Origin of the sequence: Myxococcus llanfairpwllgwyngyllgogerychwyrndrobwllllantysiliogogogochensis, from assembly GCF_006636215.1 — a bacterium.
Classification (GTDB): domain Bacteria; phylum Myxococcota; class Myxococcia; order Myxococcales; family Myxococcaceae; genus Myxococcus; species Myxococcus llanfairpwllgwyngyllgogerychwyrndrobwllllantysiliogogogochensis.
Genome location: NZ_VIFM01000210.1, coordinates 1 through 20,006, shown reverse-complemented (window position 1 = coordinate 20,006; position 20,006 = coordinate 1). Strand labels below are relative to the sequence as shown.

Sequence of the window (20,006 nt, the reverse complement as noted above, 5' to 3'; positions counted from 1 at the left end):
CCGTCCCATGCCGACCACCATCTCATCGAGGTAGGCGCTCAGCGCCTCATCCAGCTTGCGCAGCTGTGCCGGTGTCATCCCGACCGTAGATCATGACCGCCACCTCGATTCAAGTGACCGGGTAGTATTAGGTTCGCGCCCCATGTCCCGTCCCACCACGCGTGTGCTCACCGTGCTCGAGCTGTTGCAGACGCATGGGCGGATGAGCGGCTCGGAGCTGGCGCGGCGGCTGGAGGTGGACCGGCGCACGGTGCGTCGCTACATCCTGAAGCTGGAGGAGCTGGGCATCCCCATCACCGCCGAGCGCGGACGCGACGGCGCCTACATGCTGGTGGCGGGCTTCAAGCTGCCGCCCATGATGTTCACCGATGACGAAGTCCTGGCGCTGTCCGTGGGCCTGCTGGCCGCGCGGGGCATGGGGCTGTCGGAAGCGGCACCCGCGGTGGCCAGCGCCCAGGCGAAGCTGGAGCGGGTGATGCCCGCGCCGCTCAAGCGGCGGGTGCGGGCGGTGGACGAGTCGGTGACGCTCGACATCTCCGGCTCGCGGGCGACGCTGGACAACACCGCGCTCGTCGCGCTCAGCGCCGCGGCGCAGCAGCGGCAGCGGGTTCGCCTGTCCTACCGCGCGGCGCGGGACGAGGACACCGAACGCGAGTTCGACACCTATGGCCTCGTCTGGCGCGGTGGACGCTGGTACGCGGTGGGCGTCTGCCACCTGCGCCAGGGGCTGCGCACGTTCCGGTTGGACCGCGTGCGCGCCGTGCAGTCGCTCGACATGAGCTTCGAGCGGCCCGACGGCTTCGATGCGCTGGCGCATGTGACGCTCGCGGTGGCCAGCCTGCCGCGCGCGCACGCGGTGGAGGTGCGGCTCGACACGGACCTGGCGACCGCGCGGCGAGCCATCTTCGCCACGCTGGGCGTGCTGGAGCCGATGGACGGAGGCGGCGTGCGGCTGCTCGGACAGACCGAAGACCTGGACTGGTTCGCCCGCGAGCTGTCGCGGCTGCCCTTCGCCTTTCACGTCCAGCAGCCCGAGGAGATGCGTGCCGCGCTGGAGGCCCAGGCCCGCAGGCTCCTGGCGCTGGCTCGGGCGACCTAGCGGGTGTCCGCGCGCTGGCGCCGACGGAACTCCGCCACCTTGGCCTTGTTTCCGCAGCCCGCCATGGAACACCAGCGCCGCTGACCGGAGCGGGAGGTGTCGACGAAGAGCAGGGCACAGCCTTCCTGCGAGCAGTTGCGGATGCGCTCCGCGAACGGACCTCCCAACAGCTCCGCGGCGTCGCGTGCCACCGCCGCGAGCTGTCCCCTCACGCCCGCGCCCGTCCACAAGAGGCCCCGAGGCCCCAACTGCGGCGCCGGAGGCGGCTCCGCGGCCCAGCGATTGAGGATGGCGCGGTCCCTGGCGGAGAAGCTCTCGCCCCGCGCGCGCGCCATGCCCAGCCGGTAGATGGCCTCGCGCAGCTCGCGCGCCTGCGTCAGCTCTTCCGCCGAGGGCTCCTGCATCTGAGTGGCCAGTCCCGCGGCCACCAGCCACCGTCCCAGGTCCGCCGGCGCCTGGAGCAAGTCCCTCGGCACATCCTGGAGTCGCCCGGCCAGGGTGGCCGGCAGGTCCAACGACAGCCGCCCCGAGCGGAACTTGAACCCGTCCCTCAGCTCTCCCTTCGGAACAGGGGGATGCGCGGGAGTGGGGCGATGCCTGGCGGCCATGGGGACCTCGGTGAAGTTCGAAACCACATTGACAAGTTATATGGAACGGGCGCGGAAGCACGCTCGAAGTTCGTAACCTGTCAATGGGGTTGCTGTGTCTGGCCGACGAGTCGCACGTAGGGTGCTTGCGGGCTGACGAAGTGGGGCGCCCCGGTCGCGGACGCGCGACGTTTTCAGCGGTTCCAGAGGAAGTCGACGAGCACGGCGTAGTGCGTGCTGGCTCCGGCGATGACCAGGATGTGGAACACCTCGTGGTAGCCGAAGACGGTGGGGCTGGGGTCCGGCCACTTGCGCGCGTAGACGACGGCGCCCACGGCGTAGAGGGCGCCGCCGAAGAGGAGCCACGAGGCCCGCTCGGCGCCAATCACGCCGGGCAGCCGCAGCATCACCGGGGCCGCCATGGCGCCCAGGAGGGTGTAGAGCACCGAGCGGACGCCGCGTGGCCCGGAGATGCCCAGCAGCGAGAGCCCCGCGCCCGTGAGCGCGCAGGCCCACATCACCCCGAGCAGGTATTCCGTCCAGGCGCCCGGGGCGTCGAGCGTGGCCAGCGGGGTGAAGGTCCCCGCGATGAGCAGGTAGATGGCCGCGTGGTCCATCCGCCGCAGGCGCTGGTACGCGACAGGGCTCCAGGTGGGCAGGTGATAGGCCGCGCTGGTGCCGAACATCAGGACCAGGGAGAAGCCGAAGACCCCATCGGCCAGTTGCTGCGTGCCCTGGGCGGGGGCGATGGCGAGCACGAAGCAGCCCCACAGCGCGGCCAGGAAGGCCAGGGCATGGGACACGCCTCGCAGTCGGGGCTTCACGTCCGCCAGGAGGGTGCGGGTCTCGGGTGGGTCGATGGACGCCATGCCCCTGTCCTAGTCACGGCAGGTCATCGCCGCGTCAGCGCGCGAGGCGTCGCGTCAGCCCGTGGACGGGACTCCCGCCGCAAGCGTCGACTGCTCCTCAATCGTGTGACGCGAAGGTGCCCGCGAGCCCACGAGCGCGTCCGGATGTCGCTTCCGGCACGGTTGATATGGGATTGGGGTGCGAGCGCTCGGTTGATTGCCAGGGTTCATGTCTGGATTGATGAGGAATTGCCCGCCGCCCCAGGGTTCGCGATGTTTGCAGGGGTATCCGGCTTCGAGCGGTGTAGACGGTGAATTCGGTGTTTCATCCGGGTCTGCCTCCACCCATTTGAAGCCATGTGAGGATTTGGGCATATCCTTTCGAAAAGCTCCGGTATCGGGCCGTTCACGCTGTTCTCCCTGACACACGGTCCGGGCCTCCTCGCCCCATGAATCAGTCGCAACCGCAGTCCCAGGTCGTCGAAGTCAACCTCGAGCGCCTCGAGCGCATCCGAGACGTGCTGGCGATGATTTCGCTCGGGGAGTTCAACCCGGACCAGCACCTCATCCCGCTGGAGAACGACGATGCGTTCTCCTCGTTCGAGGAAACCATCAACCTCTTCGCGCGCCAGCTCCACGCGTCCGTGCACGAGAACGAGCAGTCCATCCGGAAGCTCGACGTCGCGCGGCGTGAGCTGGAGGAGAAGCTCTCCACCATCGAGCGGCAGCGGTTGGCCATCCGAGACCTTTCCACGCCCATCATCGAGCTGTGGGAGGACGTGCTGACGCTCCCCATCGTCGGCGTGGTGGACACGCAGCGCTCGCTGGAGATGACCGAGCGGCTCCTGCACCGCATCTCCCAGGGCAAGGCCCGGTGCGCCATCATCGACATCACGGGCGTGGAGGTGGTGGACACCTCCACCGCGAACCACTTCGTGAAGATGGTCAACGCCGCCCGCCTGCTCGGCACCTACTGCGTCGTCACGGGCATCAGCCCCGTCATCGCCCAGACGCTGACTCAGATTGGCGTGGACCTGCGTGATGTGAAGACGCTCGGCAGCCTGCGGGATGGGTTGAAGGAGTGCTTCATGTATCTGCGCAACCACACCGCCCACCGTGCCTTCGAGTCCAACGGTCGGTAAGGCCGAACCCTCTCAGGAACCTCATCAACATGTCACAAGCTTCCTATGAGCCCGGCATCACCGTCACGGGCGCGAGTGTCGTCTCCATCGTCGAGGCCATCCAGTCCTTCTCCGTGCTGGTGAATGCCCTGCTGGACGTGATGAAGGTCCAGGCGCGCGGCGCCGGGGGAGAGCGAGCGCTCGACCCCAGCGCCTGGTACCCCATCGAGGACTACCTGCTGGCGTACAAGAAGATCGACACGTTGCTGGGCGGGCGCGGCCTGGAGAAGGTCGGGTCGATGATTCCGAAGAACGCCGTGTTCCCTCCGGACATCACCGACATCCACAAGGCCCTGGCTTCCATCGACGTGGCCTTCCACATGAACCACCGGAAGAACGGCAAGGACATGTTCAACCCCGCCACGGGGGAGATGCTGGAGGGCATTGGCCACTACGCCTACACCGCCATCGCCGGGAAGAACGAGGGCTATGTGGTGTGTGGCAATCCCTATCCGTGTCGGTTCGACCAGGGGCTGGTCAAGGGCATGGCCCAGCGCTTCATGCCCAACGCCACGGTGACGCACGACCCGACGCACGGCTGTCGGCAGAAGGGCGGGGCTTCCTGCACCTTCGTCGTCAGCTGGTAGTTCGCGCGTGACTGCCCGAGCCTCGCGCCCCTTCAAAGCTGGAAGGGGCGCGAGAGGGGCGTGCTTCAGGGGGTGCGGCGCAGGGGCAGCAGCGCCCTCAGGCGCGCGTCCCGCAGGAACAGGCCCGCCCAGGCGAGGACGCCCAGGATGATGGGCGCGATGAAGGGGTCCGCCACGCGCACGTGCGTCGCCGTCGCGCCGCCCAGGTAGCCGGTGACGAGGATGGCGCCGAGCACCGCCGTCTGGGGTACCGCGTAGAGCAGCGCGACCAGGAGCTCGACCACCCCGATGGTGACAATCACCGACGCGGGATAGCCGAAGTGCTCGAAGCCCTTGAGGACGTCGGGCGACTGGCTCACCTTCATCACGGCGCTGAAGCCGAGCCCGGCGACGGTGAGCGCGGAGAAGACGCGGCCCAGCCAGAGAGCCCAGGGCTTGGAGAGGGTGGACACTGCGGTGGAGGCGGCGGCGGTCGTCATGGGGGACTCCCTGAAAGGGAAGTGGGTTCCGAAAGGTGCGTCGGTTACAACAGGTAACCGGCGAACCAGTAACGGTCCGCGCATTTCTCCACAAGGAGGCACATCCATGTCACCAGGAACCGTGAAGTCTTTGGAGCCCGCCTCCAGGCCTGATCCATCGTCGGAGTCCTGCCTGGCCGTCCGGGATGTGCTCACCCGGGTGGGCGACAAGTGGAGCGTCCAGGTGGTGGGGAGCCTGGGAGAGGGGCCCCTGCGCTTCAGCGACTTGAAGCGGGCCATCGAGGGCATCTCCCAGCGGATGCTGACGCTCACCGTGCGCGGCCTGGAGCGCGACGGGCTCGTCACCCGCACCGTCCATCCGACGGTGCCTCCCCGGGTGGAGTACGCGCTGACGCCGCTCGGCCGGACGCTGCTCGAGCCCGTCACGGTGCTGGGCCAGTGGGCCGTCCAGCACCGCGCGGAAATCCAGGCGTCGCGCGGCAGCTACGACGCGCGCCCGCAGCCCGCGCCCTTCACGGTGATCGGCAAGAAGTAGGGGCCTTCAGTCGAACATCGCGCGCAGCGCGTCGCCCAGCGTCTCCACGCCCACCACCTTCAGCTTCGAGCCCTCCAGGCGCCGGGCGCTGCCCGCGGGCATCACCACGCGCTGGAAGCCCATCTTCGCGGCCTCGACCAGTCGGGGCTCCATCTGCCCCACCGCGCGCACCTCGCCCGCGAGGCCCACCTCCCCCAGCACCAGCGTGTGCGGGTCCATGGGCCGGTTCTGGAGGCTGCTCACCAGCGCCGCGCAGACGGCCAAATCACAGGCGGGCTCGTTGAGCTGCATGCCGCCCGCCACGTTGACGAAGAGGTCGCAGCCCACCAGCGGAATCTCCTCCTTCTTCTCCAGCACCGCGGCGAGCAGCGCCACGCGGTTGCCGTCCACGCCGATGGCGGTGCGCCGCGCCGTGCCGTAGCCGGTGGGCGCCACCAGCGCCTGCACCTCCACCAGCAGGGGTCGGGTGCCGTTGAGCGTGCTGGTGACGACGCTGCCGGACTTGCCCACGGGGCGCTCGGACAGGAAGAGGGCGGAGGGGTCCGAGACTTCCACGAGGCCCGCGCCCTTCATCTCGAAGACGCCAATCTCGTTGGTGGAGCCGAAGCGGTTCTTGTGCGCGCGCAGGATTCTGAAGGGGTGGCCGCGCTCGCCCTCGAAGTAGAGGACGGTGTCCACCATGTGCTCCAGCACGCGGGGGCCGGCGATGGAGCCCTCCTTCGTCACGTGGCCCACGATGAAGGTGGGCACCCCCGTGCGCTTGGCGTAGGCCATCAGCCGGCCGGCGACCTCGCGCACCTGGGTGATGCTGCCCGGCGCGTTGCCCAGCTCCGGCAGGTACATCGTCTGGATGGAGTCCACGACGAGCGCCTGCGGCTTGAGCGCCTCGGTGGCCGCGAGCACCCGCTCCGCGTCCGTCTCCGCGAACAGGTGGATGGCGTCTCCCTCCACGCGCAGCCGCTCCGCCCGCATCTTCGTCTGGCGCAGGCTCTCCTCACCGGACACATAGAGCACGGGGCCATGGCGGGCCAGCCTGTCCAGTGCGGCGAGCAGCAGCGTGGACTTGCCGATGCCCGGGTCTCCGCCCAGCAGCACGACGGAGCCGCTCACCACGCCCCCGCCCAGCACGCGGTCGAACTCGGCGATTCCCGTGCGACGGCGCACCTCCGTCTCGCCGCTGACTTCCTTGAGCAGCATGGGCTTCGCCGCGCCGCCCGAGGCTCCCCACGCCGGGCGCTTCTCGTCCTGCTTCGCCCCGGCCTCTTCCAGCAACGAGCTCCATGCGCCGCAGTCCGGGCACTTCCCCAGCCACTTCGCCGTCTGGTACCCGCAAGCCTGGCAGGTGTAGTGCGTCTTCGCCTTCGCCATGGGTTGTGTGTGTATCGCGGAACCCTGACGTTCCGGCGGGCTGTCGAGCAGGCACGACCGGTGAGCAGGCAGGCGCGATGTCAATCCCCATGCCAGCGAGTTGTACGAAAGGGAGGGGCGACCCAGCTTCATTCCCACGGGCGGCGCGGAGACGCGCTGGCTCAATCACAAGCCAGGTGGGCGCCGCTCCGTGCGCCCCCTTCACCACTCATAGTGAGGTCCGTCATGGGGATTATCGCTTTCCTGGTCATTGGCCTTCTCGCTGGTCTTCTTGCTCGCGCCCTGATGCCGGGGAATCAGTCCATGGGGCTGGTGGCCACCACGCTGCTGGGCATCGTCGGCTCCTTCGTGGGCGGCTTCATCGGCTCGCTGTTCCGCAGTGACGGCCGCATCTTCGACCTGCACCCGTCCGGTCTGCTGTTCTCCGTGCTGGGTGCCATCGCCGTCCTGTTCCTGGTGGGACTGGCCGGTCGGCGTCGCGTCCATGTCTGACGCACCCCTTCCCGTCTAGGGAAGGGTCACGGCCGGCGCTCCGGGTCTCCCGTGGGCGCCGGTCGTCTTTTCAGAGGGACGGGTGGGATGTTGTCAACCTGTCCGCGCTGAGGCGTTGACAAGTTTCCGCCGCCCGCGCAGCTTCGCGCTCCTCACGATTTCGAGGAGCCCATGTCCGACACCGCCGCTTCCAGCGAGTCCTTTCACGGCCATGCCCACCATGCCGCGCCCGCGCCCGAGGGCGTCGCCGTGCGCCATGACTGGGAGCTGGCCGAGGTTCGCGCCATCTACGCCATGCCCCTGTTGGACCTGGTGCACCGCGCGCAGACGGTCCACCGCGCCGTGTTCACGGACAACAAGGTGCAGCTGTGTTCGCTCCTGTCCATCAAGACGGGCGGCTGCTCGGAGGACTGCGCGTACTGCCCCCAGGCGGCCCGCTACAAGACGGGCGTGAAGGCGGAGAAGTTGATGGCGGTGCCGGAGGTGCTGGACGCCGCGAAGAAGGCGCGCTCGGCCGGGGCCACCCGCTTCTGCATGGGGGCCGCGTGGCGCGAGGTGAAGGACGGCCCGCAGTTCGACAGCGTGCTGGAGATGGTGAAGGGCGTGCGGGCCATGGGCATGGAGGCGTGCGCCACGCTGGGCATGCTCACCGACAACCAGGCGAAGCGGCTGAAGCAAGCGGGCCTGTCCGCGTACAACCACAACCTGGACACCTCGCCCGAGCACTACGGCGACATCATCTCCACCCGGCTCTACGATGATCGCCTGCGGACGCTGGGCCGCGTGCGCGACGCGGGCATCTCCGTGTGCTGCGGCGGCATCATCGGCCTGGGCGAGTCGGTGGATGATCGCTGCAACCTGCTGCGCACGCTGGCCAACCAGGACCACCACCCGGAGTCGGTGCCCGTCAACGCGCTGGTGGCCGTGGAGGGCACGCCCCTGGCCGAGCAGCCCCGCGTGGACACGGTGGACATGGTGCGCACCATCGCCACCGCCCGCATCCTGATGCCCCAGTCCATGGTGCGCCTGTCCGCGGGCCGCCAGCAGATGAACGAGGAGGCGCAGCTCATGTGCATGATGGCGGGCGCCAACTCGCTGTTCTTCGGCGAGAAGCTGCTCACCACCGGCAACCCCCAGTACACCCAGGACATGGCGCTCTTGGAGAAGGCGGGCATCCGCCCCCTGGAGCCCCGGCAAGAGGGGTAGGGCGGCGCTCGTGAGTGACGTGAAGCAGGAGGGCGTCGGGGCCTCGTCGGCGCCGGCGTCCGGTTGGGCGCGGGAGGAACTGGCGTCGCTCCAGGCTCGTGGCCTGCGCCGCTACCTGGAGCCGCTGGATTCGCCGCAGGGCCCGGTGGTGCGGGTCGGCGGCGAGACGCTCGTCAACTTCTCGTCGAACGACTACCTGGGCCTGGCGGCCTCCGCCTCGGTGCGGGCCGCCGCCATCGCCGCGGTGGAGCGGTACGGGCTGGGCACGGGTGCCAGCCGGCTGGTGGTGGGTGACACCGCCGTGCATCACCGGCTGGAGGCGCGGCTGGCGGCCTTCGAGCGGGCCGAGGCCGTGCTGCTCTTCAACAGCGGCTATGCGGCCAACACCGGCATCCTGCCCGTGCTGGTGGGGCCGGGGGACGCGGTGTTCTCCGACGCGCTCAACCACGCCTCGCTGGTGGATGGCTGCCGGCTGTCGCGCGCCCGCGTCGTCGTCTTTCCGCACGCGGACGTGGAGGCGCTGACGAAGGCGCTGGAAGAAACGCCCGCGCGGCGCAAGCTCGTCGTCACGGACACGGTGTTCTCCATGGACGGGGACGTGGCGCCGCTGCGCGAGATTGTCGCCGCGTGCCGGGCGCACGGGGCCGCGCTGATGGTGGACGAGGCGCACGCCACGGGCGTCCTGGGGGCGCGAGGCGCGGGGCTGTGCGAGGAGCTGGGCCTGGAGGACCAGGTCGACCTGCGCATGGGCACGCTGAGCAAGGCGCTGGGAGGGCAGGGCGCGTACGTGGCCACGTCGCGCGTGGTGGCGGACCTGCTCATCAGCCGGGCGCGGCCGTTCATCTATTCCACCGCGCTGCCGGCGGCGATGTGCGCGGCGGCGGAGGCGGCGGTGGAGGCCGTGGAGAAGGACCCGGCGCTGCGCGAGCGGCTGTGGCGCAACATCCGGCGCTTCTCGGACGGGCTGCGTTCCATGGGCCTGCGCGCGGAGCCTCGCAGCGCGGTGTTCCCGGTGGTGCTCGGCGGGCCCGAGCGCGCGCTGGAGGCGGCGAGGAAGCTGCGCGAGGCGGGGGTGCTGGTGAAGGCCATCCGCCCGCCCACGGTTCCGGAGGGCACGAGCCGGCTGCGCTTCTGCCTGTCGGCGGCGCACACGCTGGGCCACGTGGACCTGGCGCTGGAGTCCCTGCGCGGCGTGGGAGTGCACCAGCGTGGCGAGGAGTAGGCCCTCACGGGCCTGTGATGCACGCTCGACTCCCACGCCTCTCACGGAAGTTGCCCCGGCGAAGGGCTCGGCCCTCGGCGCGGCTCGTTCTCGCGACACCCCGAGGTCGCGGCGCCGATGGATGGGCCCGCGCATCCTTCTTCCCATGACCTGGTGAGCACGTCATGTCCAAGCCGTTCCAGATTTTCGTCACGGGTACCGACACGGGCGTCGGCAAGACGCAGACGTCGCGGGCCCTGCTGTCCCTGCTGGTCGACGCGGGCCTCGCCCCCGAGGGCTTCAAGCCCTACGAGAGCGGGTGCGCCTCCCTTCGGGCTCCGGCGGATGCGCTGTCCCTGCGCGAGGCCGCCAGGAGCACGCTGCCCCTGGACGTCCTCTGTCCGCACCGCTTCCGCGCCCCCGTGGCGCCGGGCGTGGCCGCCGCTCGTCTGGGCCGGGAGCCGGACTGGGACGTCACCCTGTCCGCCTGGGCGCGCTTGAAGCACGGGCCGGCGGTGGTGGAGGGGGCTGGCGGCCTCTTCGTCCCCCTGGACTCCCGCCACGACGTCATCGACCTCATCCAGACGCTGCGCCTGCCCGTGTTGCTGGTGGCGCGCGCGGGGCTGGGGACGCTCAACCACACCGCGCTGTCGCTCCAGGCGCTCGCGGCCCGCCGCATCCCGGTGCGCGCCGTGCTGCTGTCGCGCTCTTCCCAGGAACGGGACACTTCCGAGCGCGACAACCGCGCGCTGCTGGAGGCGCGGCATGGCGTTCCCGTGCTCGGCCCGGTGCCGTTCGAGGCCGACGCCCGGCGCCGGCACTCCGCGTTCCGCCGCGCCCTGCGCCCTCTGGTGCCGTGAGCGCGGAGGCCGAGAATTCGGCCTCCCGCGCGTTCCGCCTTCCACGCGAGTGCTACAGGTCGCGCAAGTTTTCGGGTGACGCGGCCGTGAAATGGACGCGCCGTTTTTTCCGCGCGAGAACGCCTTCACGAATGGCGGACATCATCGACCTCACGTTCCTCGCGGACGTCCGACGCTTCTTCCACAAGCTCCTCGACCAGAGAGGGTTGTCCTACTTCCTCCAGAAGGACGGGGCCCGGCTGTTCCACATCGAGCCTACGAAGGTAGAGCTCGTCCTCCGCACCGCCCTGCGAGCCAGGGACCCGGAGCTTCCCAGGCCTCATGACAAGGCCATTGAACATTGCAGGAAGGAAGTGCGCCGCGAGCTCATCCGCCGCGTCGCCAACGCCATGCTCCAGACGGGGCTGTGAGCCGCTTCTCCTTCCGCACCGACTTCTCCCGCACCCCCAATCCCCTGGCGGAGGCGCTCGCTCGACACCGCGGCCTCCCTCCGCTGGACCTCACCGTCTCCAATCCCACCCGCGTGGGGCTCCCGGCGCCTGACGCCGGACTGCTCCACCCTCCCGGCGCGCTGGACTACGCGCCGGAAGCGCTCGGCCTCCCCTCGGCTCGCGAGGCGGTGGCCGCCCACCTCTCCTCCCGGGGGCCCGTCATCTCCCCTGGGCACCTGGTGCTGTCCGCCAGCACCAGTGAGTCGTACAGCTGGCTCTTCAAGCTGCTGTGCGAGCCCGGTGACGACGTGCTCGTCCCGGCCCCCTGCTACCCCCTCTTCGAGCACCTGGCCCGGCTGGAGGGCGTGGGCACGCGTCCGTACCGCCTGCCGCTCGCGCATGGCTTCGGCCTGGACGCGGGCGCGGTGGAGGCCGCGCTCGGCCCGCGCACCCGCGCCGTGCTCGTCGTCAATCCCGGCAACCCCACCGGCCACTTCCTGCACGAGGGGGAGCTGGCCGCGCTGGCGGACGTCTGCGCGCGCCACGGCCTGGCCCTCCTCTGCGACGAGGTGTTCTCCGATTACGGCTGGGGCGTGGAGCCGCACCGCGTGGCCAGCGTGGCGGGGCGCGAATTGCCCATGCTCACCTTCAGCCTCTCCGGCCTCTCCAAGGTCTGCGGCCTGCCCGGCCTGAAGCTGGGGTGGACACACGTGGGCGGCCCTCCCGCCGCGCGTGACGAGGCCCTGGCGCGCCTGGAGTGGGTGGCGGACACGTACCTGTCCGTGGGCACCCCGGTGCAACTGGCCCTGCCCGCGCTGCTCGCCCACGCGCCTGTCTTCCAGGAGGCGCTGCTGGAGCGGGTGAGGGGCCACCGCCGTCGCCTCGTCGCCGCGCGTCCCCCCGGTGCTCCGTGGGACGTGGTGCCCGCGCACGGAGGGTGGAGCGCGGTGGTGCGGATTCCGAGGGAGCCCGGAGACGAGGCGACGTGCCTCGCGCTCCTGGACGCGGGCGTGCTCGCGCAGCCCGGCTACTTCTACGACTTCGACTCGGGGGCATTCCTGGTGCTGTCCCTGCTGCCGCCGCCCGAGGTGTTCTCCGCCGCCCTGGGCCCGCTCACGCGGGTGCTGGGGGCGGCGGAGTAGAGCGCGCGCGGCTCAGGTCTGCGGCGGGGTGATGAGCTCCACCGTCTTGAACGCTCCGCCTTCCACGCGGAACAGCTCGTACTCGGACGGGGCTTCGCCGGTGGCGTCGAAGTCCAGCGCGCCGCTGGCGCCCTGCACGTTGATGACCTTGCCGGTGCTGACCTCGTTGCGCGCGTCGGTGAAGCGGCTGAAGCCCAGGGGGTAGGTGGTGGCCTGCGTGCCCGAGGGCGGCGTCAGCTTCGACAGGCCCACGGCGATGCGGTCGCCGGTGATGGGCTGCGGGTTGTTGACGTCCGCCCCCGCGGCGTAGGCCGCGCCCAGCGCCACCAGGTACATGGCGTCGTACGCGTGCGCGGTGAAGGAGAACTGGCCCGGGTCGGTGTTGTTGTTGGCCGAGCGGAAGCGCTCCTTGAAGGTGTTGTACACGGTGTCGCCCAGGCGGGCCTGCGCGGGGGAGGTGCCGTAGGCGCCTTCAATCTGGGTGCGCGCCGCGCCCAGGGCCGTGAAGAGGCCCGAGTCCTTGCTGGCATCGGTGAAGAAGTACATCTGCCCCGTGCGGCCCCGCGTGACGGCCTGGCTGATGATCTTGGCGTTGTCCTCGGAGAAGCCCGCCATCACCGCCACGTCGGGCTTGCCGTCGACGATGCGGGTTACCGCGGCGCTCACGTCCCCGTTGCGCTGGTACGGCGCGGAGGACGGCACCCGGTCGGTGCCCAACCGGGTGAGAATCGTGTCGAACAGGCCCTGGCCGTAGGCGTCGTCCACGTAGACCAGGCTCACGGTGCTCACCGTGGCGAAGGGCCGGCTGCTGTCGGCCAACGGCCGGGCGTTGCGCACCAGGTCGGCGATGATGCGGCCCTGGAGCAGGTCCGAGGGGGCCGTGCGCCACACGAGGCCCACGTCGCCGGACGCCGCCGTCTTGTCGCTCAGGTTGGCGATGTCCGCGCTGGTGGAGGTGTGCGTCATCAACAACACGTTGTTGGCGATGGCGACGCTGCTGACGGCGATGGTCTGCGCGCTGCCGGAGGTGAAGATGGCCGGCACGCCCTTCTCCGTCACCAGCCACTCCGCCTGCGTCTTGGCCCGCGCCGGGTCGGAGCGGGTGTCGCAGATGAGGAGGTTGAAGAACCGGCCGCCAATGCCCTCGCGCTGGTTGATTTCCTCGAGCGCCAGCTTGATGGCGTTGAGCGCCTGGACCTCGGACTCGTCCGGGCCGCCCGAGTTCGTCAGGGGCAGCGCCGCGCCCAGGAGGATGGGCCGTCCGGTGGTGGTGCCCACCACCTCGCCGCAGCCCTCCGGCTGGGGCAGGCAGAAGCCGGACGCCGAGCAGACCTGATTGGTGTCGCAGTCCGCGCTCGACTCACACTCGGTGAGGCCGCTCGCGGTGGTGAAGCTGCAGCCGGCCAGCAGCGCCGCGCAGCACGTCATGAGTCCCAGGGTCTTCATCAGAAGCTGACCTCCAGGCCCGCGCCGGTACCGCGAGGCGCCAGCGTCAGCCGGACCTCGCCCTCCACGGGGGGGCCGTCTTTCGGATACAGGATGATGGCGGTGATGGCGCCGGCCAGGCCCACGCCGAAGCCGATGTCCGCGAGCAGCGCCTTGCTCTTGGTGCTGTCCGCGAAGCTCTGCTTGGTGCCTTCCGTGCGCGCCGCGTCGAACTTCTCCCGCTCGTCGGAGGCCTGCATGCCGAAGAGCACGCCGGCGCCCACGCCCACAACGGCCACGCCGCCAATGGCGAACGCCGCGATTTTCTGCCGCTGGTAGGACTTCATCGCGCGCGCGAACTCGGCCTGCCGCTGCCGCTCGTTCTCCTCCTCCGCGCGCTTCGTCGCCAGCTGCTCCTCGTCCGCGCGGCGCCGGGCCGCCTCGGCCTCCTCCTGGAGCTTCTGGCGCTCGGCGTCCGCGGACGCCTGGGCCTGGTTCTCCTTGTCGAGCAGCAGCCGCAGCTTGTCGATGCTGCGCGCGCTGCGCTTGAGCAGCGCCGGGTCCGTGCCCTCGGTGTTGCCGACGTACTGCTGGTACCAGGAGAGGGCCTCCTTCAGCTCGCCCGCGTTCTCCAACGACACGGCGATGTTGAAGATGAGGCGCGGGTTGGGCTGGGCCTCGTGGGCCTTCTTCAGCACGTCCGCCGCTTCGGCGTACTTGCCTGCCTGGTAGAGCCGCTCGCCGTCCTTGATGAGGGCCGCTGGATTCTTGGCGCCGCGCTGGGCGAGCGCCACCGGGGGCGACAGCACAAGGGCCGCCGACAAAACGAAGACCAGTCTCATGATGGACACAAGCCTATCGCTAAGCCGGCCTTCGGTCGAAGAGGGCGACCTCACTCTTCGTGAAACGAGTCGGGGCCGCTCCCACCCAGTGAATGGGTCAGGAAGCGGCCCCGACGGGTGATTCAGGACGCTACAGGCGGGCGACTAGTTCTCCAGCCGCGAAATCAGCAGCTTGCGCTGGAGCGTCAGCGCCTCCGGGGCCTTGGTGCCCAGCTGCTCGAAGAAGACCTCCTGGCTCTTCAGCTCGGTCTTCCACTCGTCCTCCTTGATGGAGGTGGCCTCCGCGATGACGTCCGCGGGGACGTCCAGGCCCTTGAGGTTGAGGCCCTCGTCGGCGCGCGGCACCCAGCCCAGGAGCGTCTCCTTCGTGGGGACGCGGCCATGCACGCGGTTCACCACCCACTCCAGCACGCGCATGTTGTCGCCGAAGCCCGGCCACAGGAACTTGCCGTTCTTGTCCTGCCGGAACCAGTTGACCTGGAAGATCTTCGGCAGCTGGGGAATGGTCTTCTGCATGTCCAGCCAGTGCTGGAGGTAGTCGCCCATGTGGTAGCCGCAGAAGGGCAGCATGGCCATGGGGTCGCGGCGCACCACGCCCACCTTGCCGGTGGCCGCGGCCGTCGTCTCGCTGCCCATCGTCGCGCCCAGGAACACGCCGTGCGTCCAGTTGAAGGCCTGGATGACCAGCGGCACCGTGGTGGAGCGACGGCCGCCGAAGATGAGGGCGGAGATGGGCACGCCCGTCGGGTCATTGGCCTTGGGGCTCAGCGCCGGGTTGTTGGACATGGGCGCGGTGAAGCGGCTGTTGGGGTGCGCCGCCTTCTCCGGGCTGCCCTTCTTCCAGGGGCGACCCTGCCAGTCGGTGAGCTCCTCCGGGACTTCGCCGTCCTTGCCCTCCCACCACACGTCGCCGTCGGCCGTCAGGGCCACGTTCGTGAAGAGGGTGTCCTTGGAGATGGTCTCCATGGCGTTGGGGTTCGTCTTGTAGTTGGTGCCGGGGACGACGCCGAAATAGCCGGCCTCCGGGTTGATGGCGTACAGGCGGCCATCCGGGCCCGGGCGCATCCAGGCGATGTCGTCGCCGACCGTCTCCACCTTCCAGCCCTTGTACTCGGCGGGCGGAATCATCATCGCGAAGTTCGTCTTGCCACACGCGGACGGGAAGGCGGCGGCCACGTAGGTCGTCTCACCCTTGGGGCTCGTCACGCCGAGGATGAGCATGTGCTCGGCCAGCCACCCCTCCTCGCGGCCCAGGTAGCTGCCGATGCGCAGGGCGAGGCATTTCTTGCCCAGCAGCACGTTGCCGCCATAGCCCGAGCCGAAGCTCCAGATGGTGTTGTCCTGGGGGAAGTGACAGATGTAGCGGCGGTCCGGATTCACGTCGCCGGTGCTGTGCAGGCCGCGGTTGAAGTCGTCGCTGTCGCCCAGCATGTCCAGGGCCTGCTTACCCATGCGCGCCATGATGCGCATGTTCAGCACCACGTAGACGCTGTCGGTCAGCTCCACGCCGATCTTCGTGAAGGGGCTGCCGATGGGGCCCATGGCGTAGGGCACCACGTACATGGTGCGGCCCTTCATGCTGCCGGCGAAGTGCTGCTCCAGCTTCGTGTACGCCTCTTCCGGCTCCATCCAGTTGTTGGTGGGGCCCGCGTCCGTCTTGTTGGGCGTACAGATGAACGTGAGGTGCTCCACGCGCGCCACGTCGTTCGGGTTGGAGCGGTGCAGATAGCAGCCCGGCCGCTTCTCCTGGTTCAGCGGGATGAGGATGCCCTCCTGCACCGCCTGCTCCGTGAAGCGCTTCTTCTCGGCCTCGGAGCCGTCGCACCAGACGATGCTGTCCGGCTGGGTCATCTTGGCCATCTCGGCCACCCAGGCCAGCAGCGTGGGGTTCTTCGTGGGGGCCACAGAGGCCGCCGCCGCCACTTGCGTTGAAGCCATGGAAGTTTCCTTGTGTTGTCTCAAGAGAGGGGCTCCCTATCCTGGTGAAAAAGGGCGAGCACCCTACCAGCGGGAGAAAGGTCAAAACTTCTGGAAGGGGCGCCCAAAAGCAACTGGCGTCCGGCAGTCAACCGCCCCCCCAGGCGGGGCTCTACTAATTCCACTTATCAGCGGCCGGGCATCTAGTAGTTGACGGCGCGGTGCGGCAGGGACTCACCGTCCGCACCCGGAGGGTACAGGTTGGGGCCCCTCCGGGTTTTATGACCATCGCCATCGTCCTGGGCATCGTCGTCGTCGCGCTGGTGCTGTTCTCCATCGACACCATTCCCATCGAGGTCAGCTCGCTGGTGGTGGTGTGCTTGTTGGCGCTGACGGGAGTGCTGACACCCGCGCAGGCGTTCGAGGGTTTCAGCAACGACACGGTCATCTTCATCTTCACCCTGCTGGCGATGACGCAGGGGCTCGCCTCCACGGGCGTGGTGCAGCTCGTCGGGCAGCGGCTGGCCTTCTTCGCGCGCTTCGGCCACCAGACCTTCGTCATGGCGATGATGACGGTGGTGGCGGTGTTCTCCTCCATCATCTCCAACACGGTGACGACGGCGGCGTTCCTGCCGGTGGCCATTGGCGCGGCGAACCGGGCCAAGGTGCCCAAGAGCAAGGTGCTGCTGCCGCTGGCGTACGCGTCGATGCTGGGCGGCATGGTGTTCCTCTACGGCACGTCCACCAACCTCGTGATGTCCGCGGCGTTGGAGCGCATGGGGATGCGCGGCATCGGCGTGGCGGAGCTGGCGCCGGTGGGCCTGCCGGTGGCCGTCATCGGCATCCTCGTCGTGGTGGTGCTGGGGCCCCTGCTGTTGCCCTCGCGCGAGGGCAAGGCCGGCGAGGAGGAATGGGTGCTGCGCGACTACCTCACGGAGGCGGTGTTGCCGGAGGGCTCGCGCTACATCGACAAGCCGCTGGCGGAAATCACCGAGGGCCTGGGGCTGCGCGTCATCGGCATCGTCCGGGACGGGCGCGCGGCGTCGGCCGAGCCCACGCAGTTGTTGCGCGGCGACGAGCGGCTGCTGGTGGAGGGCAGTCGCGAGGACATCCTCCGGGTGAAGGACCTGCGGGGCATCGAAATCCGCCCGGACCTGCGGCTGGCGGATGAGGACCAGCTCGACAAGGACACCGCGCTGGTGGAGGCCACGGTGCCGCCGGGCAGCGCGCTGGTGGGCCGGAGCTTGAGGGAGTCGCTCTTCGTGGAGCGCTACGGGCTGGTGGCGCTGGCGCTGCACCGTCACCCGAGCATCCAGCGCGTCACCAAGCTCCAACTGCTGGGCCGCATCTTCGGCGAGCGGCGCATGTCGCTGCTGCCCCTGGCGGTGGGGGACGTGCTGCTCCTGCGCGGGCCCCGGCAGAAGGTGTCGGAGCTGGCGGAGGGCGGCCAGTTGGTGGTGCTTGGGGGCCATGACTACCAACCGCCGCGCTATGGCAAGGCGCTGCTCGCGGTGGTGCTCTTCCTGAGCGCGCTGGCCGCGGGCTCGCTGGATATCGTCCCGCTGTCGGTGGCGGGGCTCACGGGCATGCTGGCGATGATTGCCACCCGCTGCGTGGACGCGCGCAACGCCTTCCGCGTGGACTGGCGCGTGGTGTTGCTCATCGGGTCGATGATGGCGCTGGGGCTCGCCATGGAGGTGAGCGGCGCGGGGAAGTACCTGGGGCGGCACGTGGCGGAGCTGGGCGACTTCGGCGGGCCCCGCACGGTGCTGGTGGCGCTGATGCTGCTCACCATCCTCCTGTCCGCGCCCATGTCCAACCAGGCCGCGGCGCTGGTGGTGCTGCCAGTGGCCCTCAACGCGGCCACCGAACTGGGCGTGGACGTGCGCCCCTTCGCCATGGGCGTGACGCTGGCGGCCAGTTGCTCGTTCATCACCCCGCTGGAGCCCAGCTGCGTGCTCGTCTACGGGCCGGGGCACTACCGCTTCACGGACTTCTTCCGGCTGGGCACGCCGCTCACCGCGCTCTTGCTCTGCGTGCTGACGGTGGCGGTGCCGTGGGTGTGGCCGTTCGAGGGGAAGGCCGCGAAGGCGTCAGTGGATGGCGGCGCGAAGGCCGACCTCGTCCAGCACGCGCGCTTCGTGGCCGAGCATCCACTCCAGTCGCTCGCGCACGGCGGCCTCGTCGCCTCCGTTGGCGGTGACAGCCAGACGGAAGAAGAGCGACTGGTGCCCGTCCTCGGACTGGGCCAGCTCCCCGTAGAAGCGGGCGAGCGCCGGGTCCGTGAGTCCTTCGGCGAGCAGTGACAGCCGCTCGCAGGAGCGCGCCTCGATGACGGCGGCGACGAGCAGCCTGTCCAACCTGCGCTCCAGGGCGGGCGTGCGCACCAGCTTCTGGAGGCCCTGGGCGTAGGGGTCTCCCGCGTCCTTGGTGAGCGTCAGCCCCCGCGCTTCCATCAGGTCCAGCACGCGGGCCAGGTGCGCGCTCTCCTCGCGCGCCAGCCGAGCCATCTGCGCCGGCAGGCCCGGCAGGTCCGGGTACGCCTGGAGCATGGAGAGGGCGTTGGCCGCGGCCTTCTTCTCGCAGTGGGCGTGGTCCACCAGCACCGCGTCGAAGTGCTCGAGCGCCAGCGGCAGCCAGCGGGGGTCCGTGGCGCGGTGGAGGATGACGGGGCCCTCTCCAGAGAGGGGACGGCGGGAAGGCGTGGGACGGCTCATGGAGGGCGCGGACCGTACCGCATCCAGAGCTGGGGCCGCGAGCTACTCCACCAGCACCAGGCGCCACGTGCGGCCGGCCAGGTAGCCGACCTTGCGGGCGATGCGCGCGGTGCTCTCGTCGCGCTCGTCGATTCGCATCGTCAGCCGGGGCAGCGAGGACAGCAGGTGCCGGGAAATCTGTCCCAGGCACAGCGTCGCGTGGCCCTTCTTTCGCTCGGCGGGCACGGTGTACAGGCCCTCCAGCTCCGCGCCGTACTGGGAGCGGCTGCCGATGTCGACCTTGAGCACCAGCGCGTTGTTCTCCTCCAGCACGTACGTGCGGCGCTGGCGCACGCGCTGCTCGACGCGCGCCTCGTAGCCGCTCGGGTCCTCCGACAGCGGGTCTCTCTCCAGCGCCTCGCGCACGTAGCCCTGCGCGAGGGGGAGCAGGCGGGGCAGGTCCTCTTCGCGGGCCAGCCTCAAGAGGGGATTGGTGAAGGGCCCCAGGTCATCCGCGGACACGGAGAACAACCGCTGGGTGCGAGACAGCCTCGGCTTGCCGGGGGACAGGCTGCGCAACAGCGCGTCCACGGCGGACTTGTCGCCCACGGTGGCCCTCAGGCGCAGCGAGGAGGCCAACGCGTCCGCGATGACGCTGGTGGCGCCCGCGTCGCTGGCGCTGGGGATGACGAGGCCCCCTTCACCCCCCACGAAGACCGCGGCGGTGAGCGCCTGGTTGTCGAAGCGGCCGTAGAAGGCGAAGGGGATGCGGCCTCGCGCGGCGATGCCGAACTCCTCCAGCAACCCCAGCAGGTAGAGGTTGTGGACCGGGTCCTTCGAAAGCAGCGCCCGCAGGGCGTCCGCGTCCTGGGGGCCAAGCTGTTCGACGGAGACGGGCATTGAGGGGCGTGAGGGCCTCGGGACCATACGCAAAACCGGGGCTCACGGGCCAGCCTCCATGGGTACGCGGAATTCGAAGGGATACACCACCGTCGCTTTTCCACCCCGGGAAGGGGTGGGGAACCCGATGTCCAGGAGTGAATCCACGACGCACGCCTGCACCATCGGGTCCGGAATGGTGCTCACCAGCAGCTCGCCCCCCCTCATCTC

The 20,006-nt window shown here is 69.7% G+C and carries 19 protein-coding genes and 1 pseudogene; 11 read left to right on the top strand and 9 right to left on the bottom strand.

The genetic code is table 11. From position 1 onward, the window contains the following. Positions 1 to 142 precede the first annotated feature (142 nt). Complete coding sequence (locus tag FJV41_RS36040; RefSeq protein WP_141647144.1) at positions 143 to 1,099, top strand: helix-turn-helix transcriptional regulator; 957 nt, start codon at positions 143 to 145, stop codon at positions 1,097 to 1,099. On the opposite strand, the gene FJV41_RS36035 is transcribed toward FJV41_RS36040, so the two are convergent. Continuing rightward, positions 1,096 to 1,707 (bottom strand): CGNR zinc finger domain-containing protein, encoded by a 612-nt coding sequence (locus tag FJV41_RS36035; protein WP_141647143.1) that lies wholly within the window; start codon positions 1,705 to 1,707, stop codon positions 1,096 to 1,098. The two genes, FJV41_RS36040 and FJV41_RS36035, sit on opposite strands and share 4 nt — an antisense overlap. Positions 1,708 to 1,880: 173 nt before the next feature. Then, positions 1,881 to 2,555, bottom strand: coding sequence for a PAQR family membrane homeostasis protein TrhA (gene trhA, locus FJV41_RS36030; protein ID WP_141647142.1), 675 nt, complete (start codon positions 2,553 to 2,555; stop codon positions 1,881 to 1,883). A gap of 428 nt (positions 2,556 to 2,983) precedes the next feature. Between trhA and FJV41_RS36025 the strand changes: the two genes are divergently transcribed. Continuing rightward, the gene (locus tag FJV41_RS36025; RefSeq protein WP_141647141.1) at positions 2,984 to 3,676 is read left to right on the top strand and encodes an STAS domain-containing protein; all 693 of its coding nucleotides are present in this window, start codon (positions 2,984 to 2,986) and stop codon (positions 3,674 to 3,676) included. 29 nt (positions 3,677 to 3,705) lie between these two features. Next, on the top strand, positions 3,706 to 4,302 hold the full coding sequence (locus tag FJV41_RS36020) for a hypothetical protein (RefSeq protein WP_141647140.1): 597 nt from the start codon (positions 3,706 to 3,708) through the stop codon (positions 4,300 to 4,302). Between the two features lie 65 nt (positions 4,303 to 4,367). On the opposite strand, the gene FJV41_RS36015 is transcribed toward FJV41_RS36020, so the two are convergent. After that, complete coding sequence (locus tag FJV41_RS36015) at positions 4,368 to 4,781, bottom strand: DoxX family protein (RefSeq protein WP_141647139.1); 414 nt, start codon at positions 4,779 to 4,781, stop codon at positions 4,368 to 4,370. 106 nt (positions 4,782 to 4,887) lie between these two features. On the opposite strand from FJV41_RS36015, the gene FJV41_RS36010 reads away from it, so the two are divergent. After that, on the top strand, positions 4,888 to 5,316 hold the full coding sequence (locus FJV41_RS36010; protein WP_141647138.1) for a winged helix-turn-helix transcriptional regulator: 429 nt from the start codon (positions 4,888 to 4,890) through the stop codon (positions 5,314 to 5,316). A 6-nt stretch (positions 5,317 to 5,322) separates the two neighbouring features. Here FJV41_RS36010 and radA read toward each other — a convergent pair whose 3' ends face one another. Beyond that, complete coding sequence (gene radA / locus FJV41_RS36005) at positions 5,323 to 6,684, bottom strand: DNA repair protein RadA (protein ID WP_141647137.1); 1,362 nt, start codon at positions 6,682 to 6,684, stop codon at positions 5,323 to 5,325. Between the two features lie 225 nt (positions 6,685 to 6,909). On the opposite strand from radA, the gene FJV41_RS36000 reads away from it, so the two are divergent. The 6 genes from FJV41_RS36000 (at position 6,910) to FJV41_RS35975 (ending at position 12,016) form a co-directional block, all read left to right on the top strand. Next, positions 6,910 to 7,176, top strand: coding sequence for a GlsB/YeaQ/YmgE family stress response membrane protein (locus FJV41_RS36000; protein WP_141647136.1), 267 nt, complete (start codon positions 6,910 to 6,912; stop codon positions 7,174 to 7,176). A 171-nt stretch (positions 7,177 to 7,347) separates the two neighbouring features. Next, on the top strand, positions 7,348 to 8,382 hold the full coding sequence (gene bioB / locus FJV41_RS35995; protein ID WP_141647135.1) for a biotin synthase BioB: 1,035 nt from the start codon (positions 7,348 to 7,350) through the stop codon (positions 8,380 to 8,382). A 10-nt stretch (positions 8,383 to 8,392) separates the two neighbouring features. After that, on the top strand, positions 8,393 to 9,604 hold the full coding sequence (gene bioF / locus FJV41_RS35990) for an 8-amino-7-oxononanoate synthase (RefSeq protein ID WP_141647134.1): 1,212 nt from the start codon (positions 8,393 to 8,395) through the stop codon (positions 9,602 to 9,604). 164 nt (positions 9,605 to 9,768) lie between these two features. After that, positions 9,769 to 10,443 (top strand): dethiobiotin synthase, encoded by a 675-nt coding sequence (gene bioD, locus FJV41_RS35985; protein ID WP_141647133.1) that lies wholly within the window; start codon positions 9,769 to 9,771, stop codon positions 10,441 to 10,443. A 131-nt stretch (positions 10,444 to 10,574) separates the two neighbouring features. Then, the gene (locus FJV41_RS35980; protein ID WP_141647132.1) at positions 10,575 to 10,853 is read left to right on the top strand and encodes a hypothetical protein; all 279 of its coding nucleotides are present in this window, start codon (positions 10,575 to 10,577) and stop codon (positions 10,851 to 10,853) included. Beyond that, a complete protein-coding gene (locus tag FJV41_RS35975; protein WP_141647131.1) occupies positions 10,850 to 12,016 on the top strand; it encodes a pyridoxal phosphate-dependent aminotransferase in 1,167 nt (388 codons plus the stop codon). Before FJV41_RS35980 ends, FJV41_RS35975 begins: the two co-directional genes overlap by 4 nt. 12 nt (positions 12,017 to 12,028) lie before the next feature. Here the strand turns inward: FJV41_RS35975 and FJV41_RS35970 are convergent, their stop codons facing one another. The 3 genes from FJV41_RS35970 to FJV41_RS35960 all read right to left on the bottom strand — a co-directional run bounded on the left by FJV41_RS35970 (position 12,029) and on the right by FJV41_RS35960 (position 16,221). After that, complete coding sequence (locus FJV41_RS35970; protein ID WP_141647130.1) at positions 12,029 to 13,462, bottom strand: ABC transporter substrate-binding protein; 1,434 nt, start codon at positions 13,460 to 13,462, stop codon at positions 12,029 to 12,031. Continuing rightward, the gene (locus tag FJV41_RS35965) at positions 13,462 to 14,283 is read right to left on the bottom strand and encodes a tetratricopeptide repeat protein (protein ID WP_141647129.1); all 822 of its coding nucleotides are present in this window, start codon (positions 14,281 to 14,283) and stop codon (positions 13,462 to 13,464) included. The genes FJV41_RS35970 and FJV41_RS35965 overlap by 1 nt, the downstream gene beginning before the upstream one ends. Positions 14,284 to 14,427: 144 nt before the next feature. Further along, positions 14,428 to 16,221: a phosphoenolpyruvate carboxykinase (GTP) gene (locus FJV41_RS35960; RefSeq protein ID WP_141647128.1), complete on the bottom strand. Its 1,794-nt coding sequence runs from the start codon at positions 16,219 to 16,221 to the stop codon at positions 14,428 to 14,430. Positions 16,222 to 16,481: 260 nt separating this feature from the next. Here FJV41_RS35960 and FJV41_RS35955 point away from each other — a divergent pair. Continuing rightward, positions 16,482 to 18,293 (top strand): annotated as a pseudogene (locus FJV41_RS35955) (SLC13 family permease); the annotation flags it as partial. On the opposite strand, the gene FJV41_RS54115 reads toward FJV41_RS35955, so the two are convergent. Next, positions 18,294 to 18,917 carry a MiaE family protein gene (locus FJV41_RS54115; protein WP_141647126.1) on the bottom strand — a complete coding sequence of 208 codons (624 nt, stop codon included), beginning with the start codon at positions 18,915 to 18,917 and terminating at the stop codon, positions 18,294 to 18,296. A gap of 42 nt (positions 18,918 to 18,959) precedes the next feature. Beyond that, positions 18,960 to 19,796 (bottom strand): GNAT family N-acetyltransferase, encoded by an 837-nt coding sequence (locus tag FJV41_RS35945; protein WP_141647125.1) that lies wholly within the window; start codon positions 19,794 to 19,796, stop codon positions 18,960 to 18,962. Between the last annotated feature and the right edge of the window lie 210 nt (positions 19,797 to 20,006).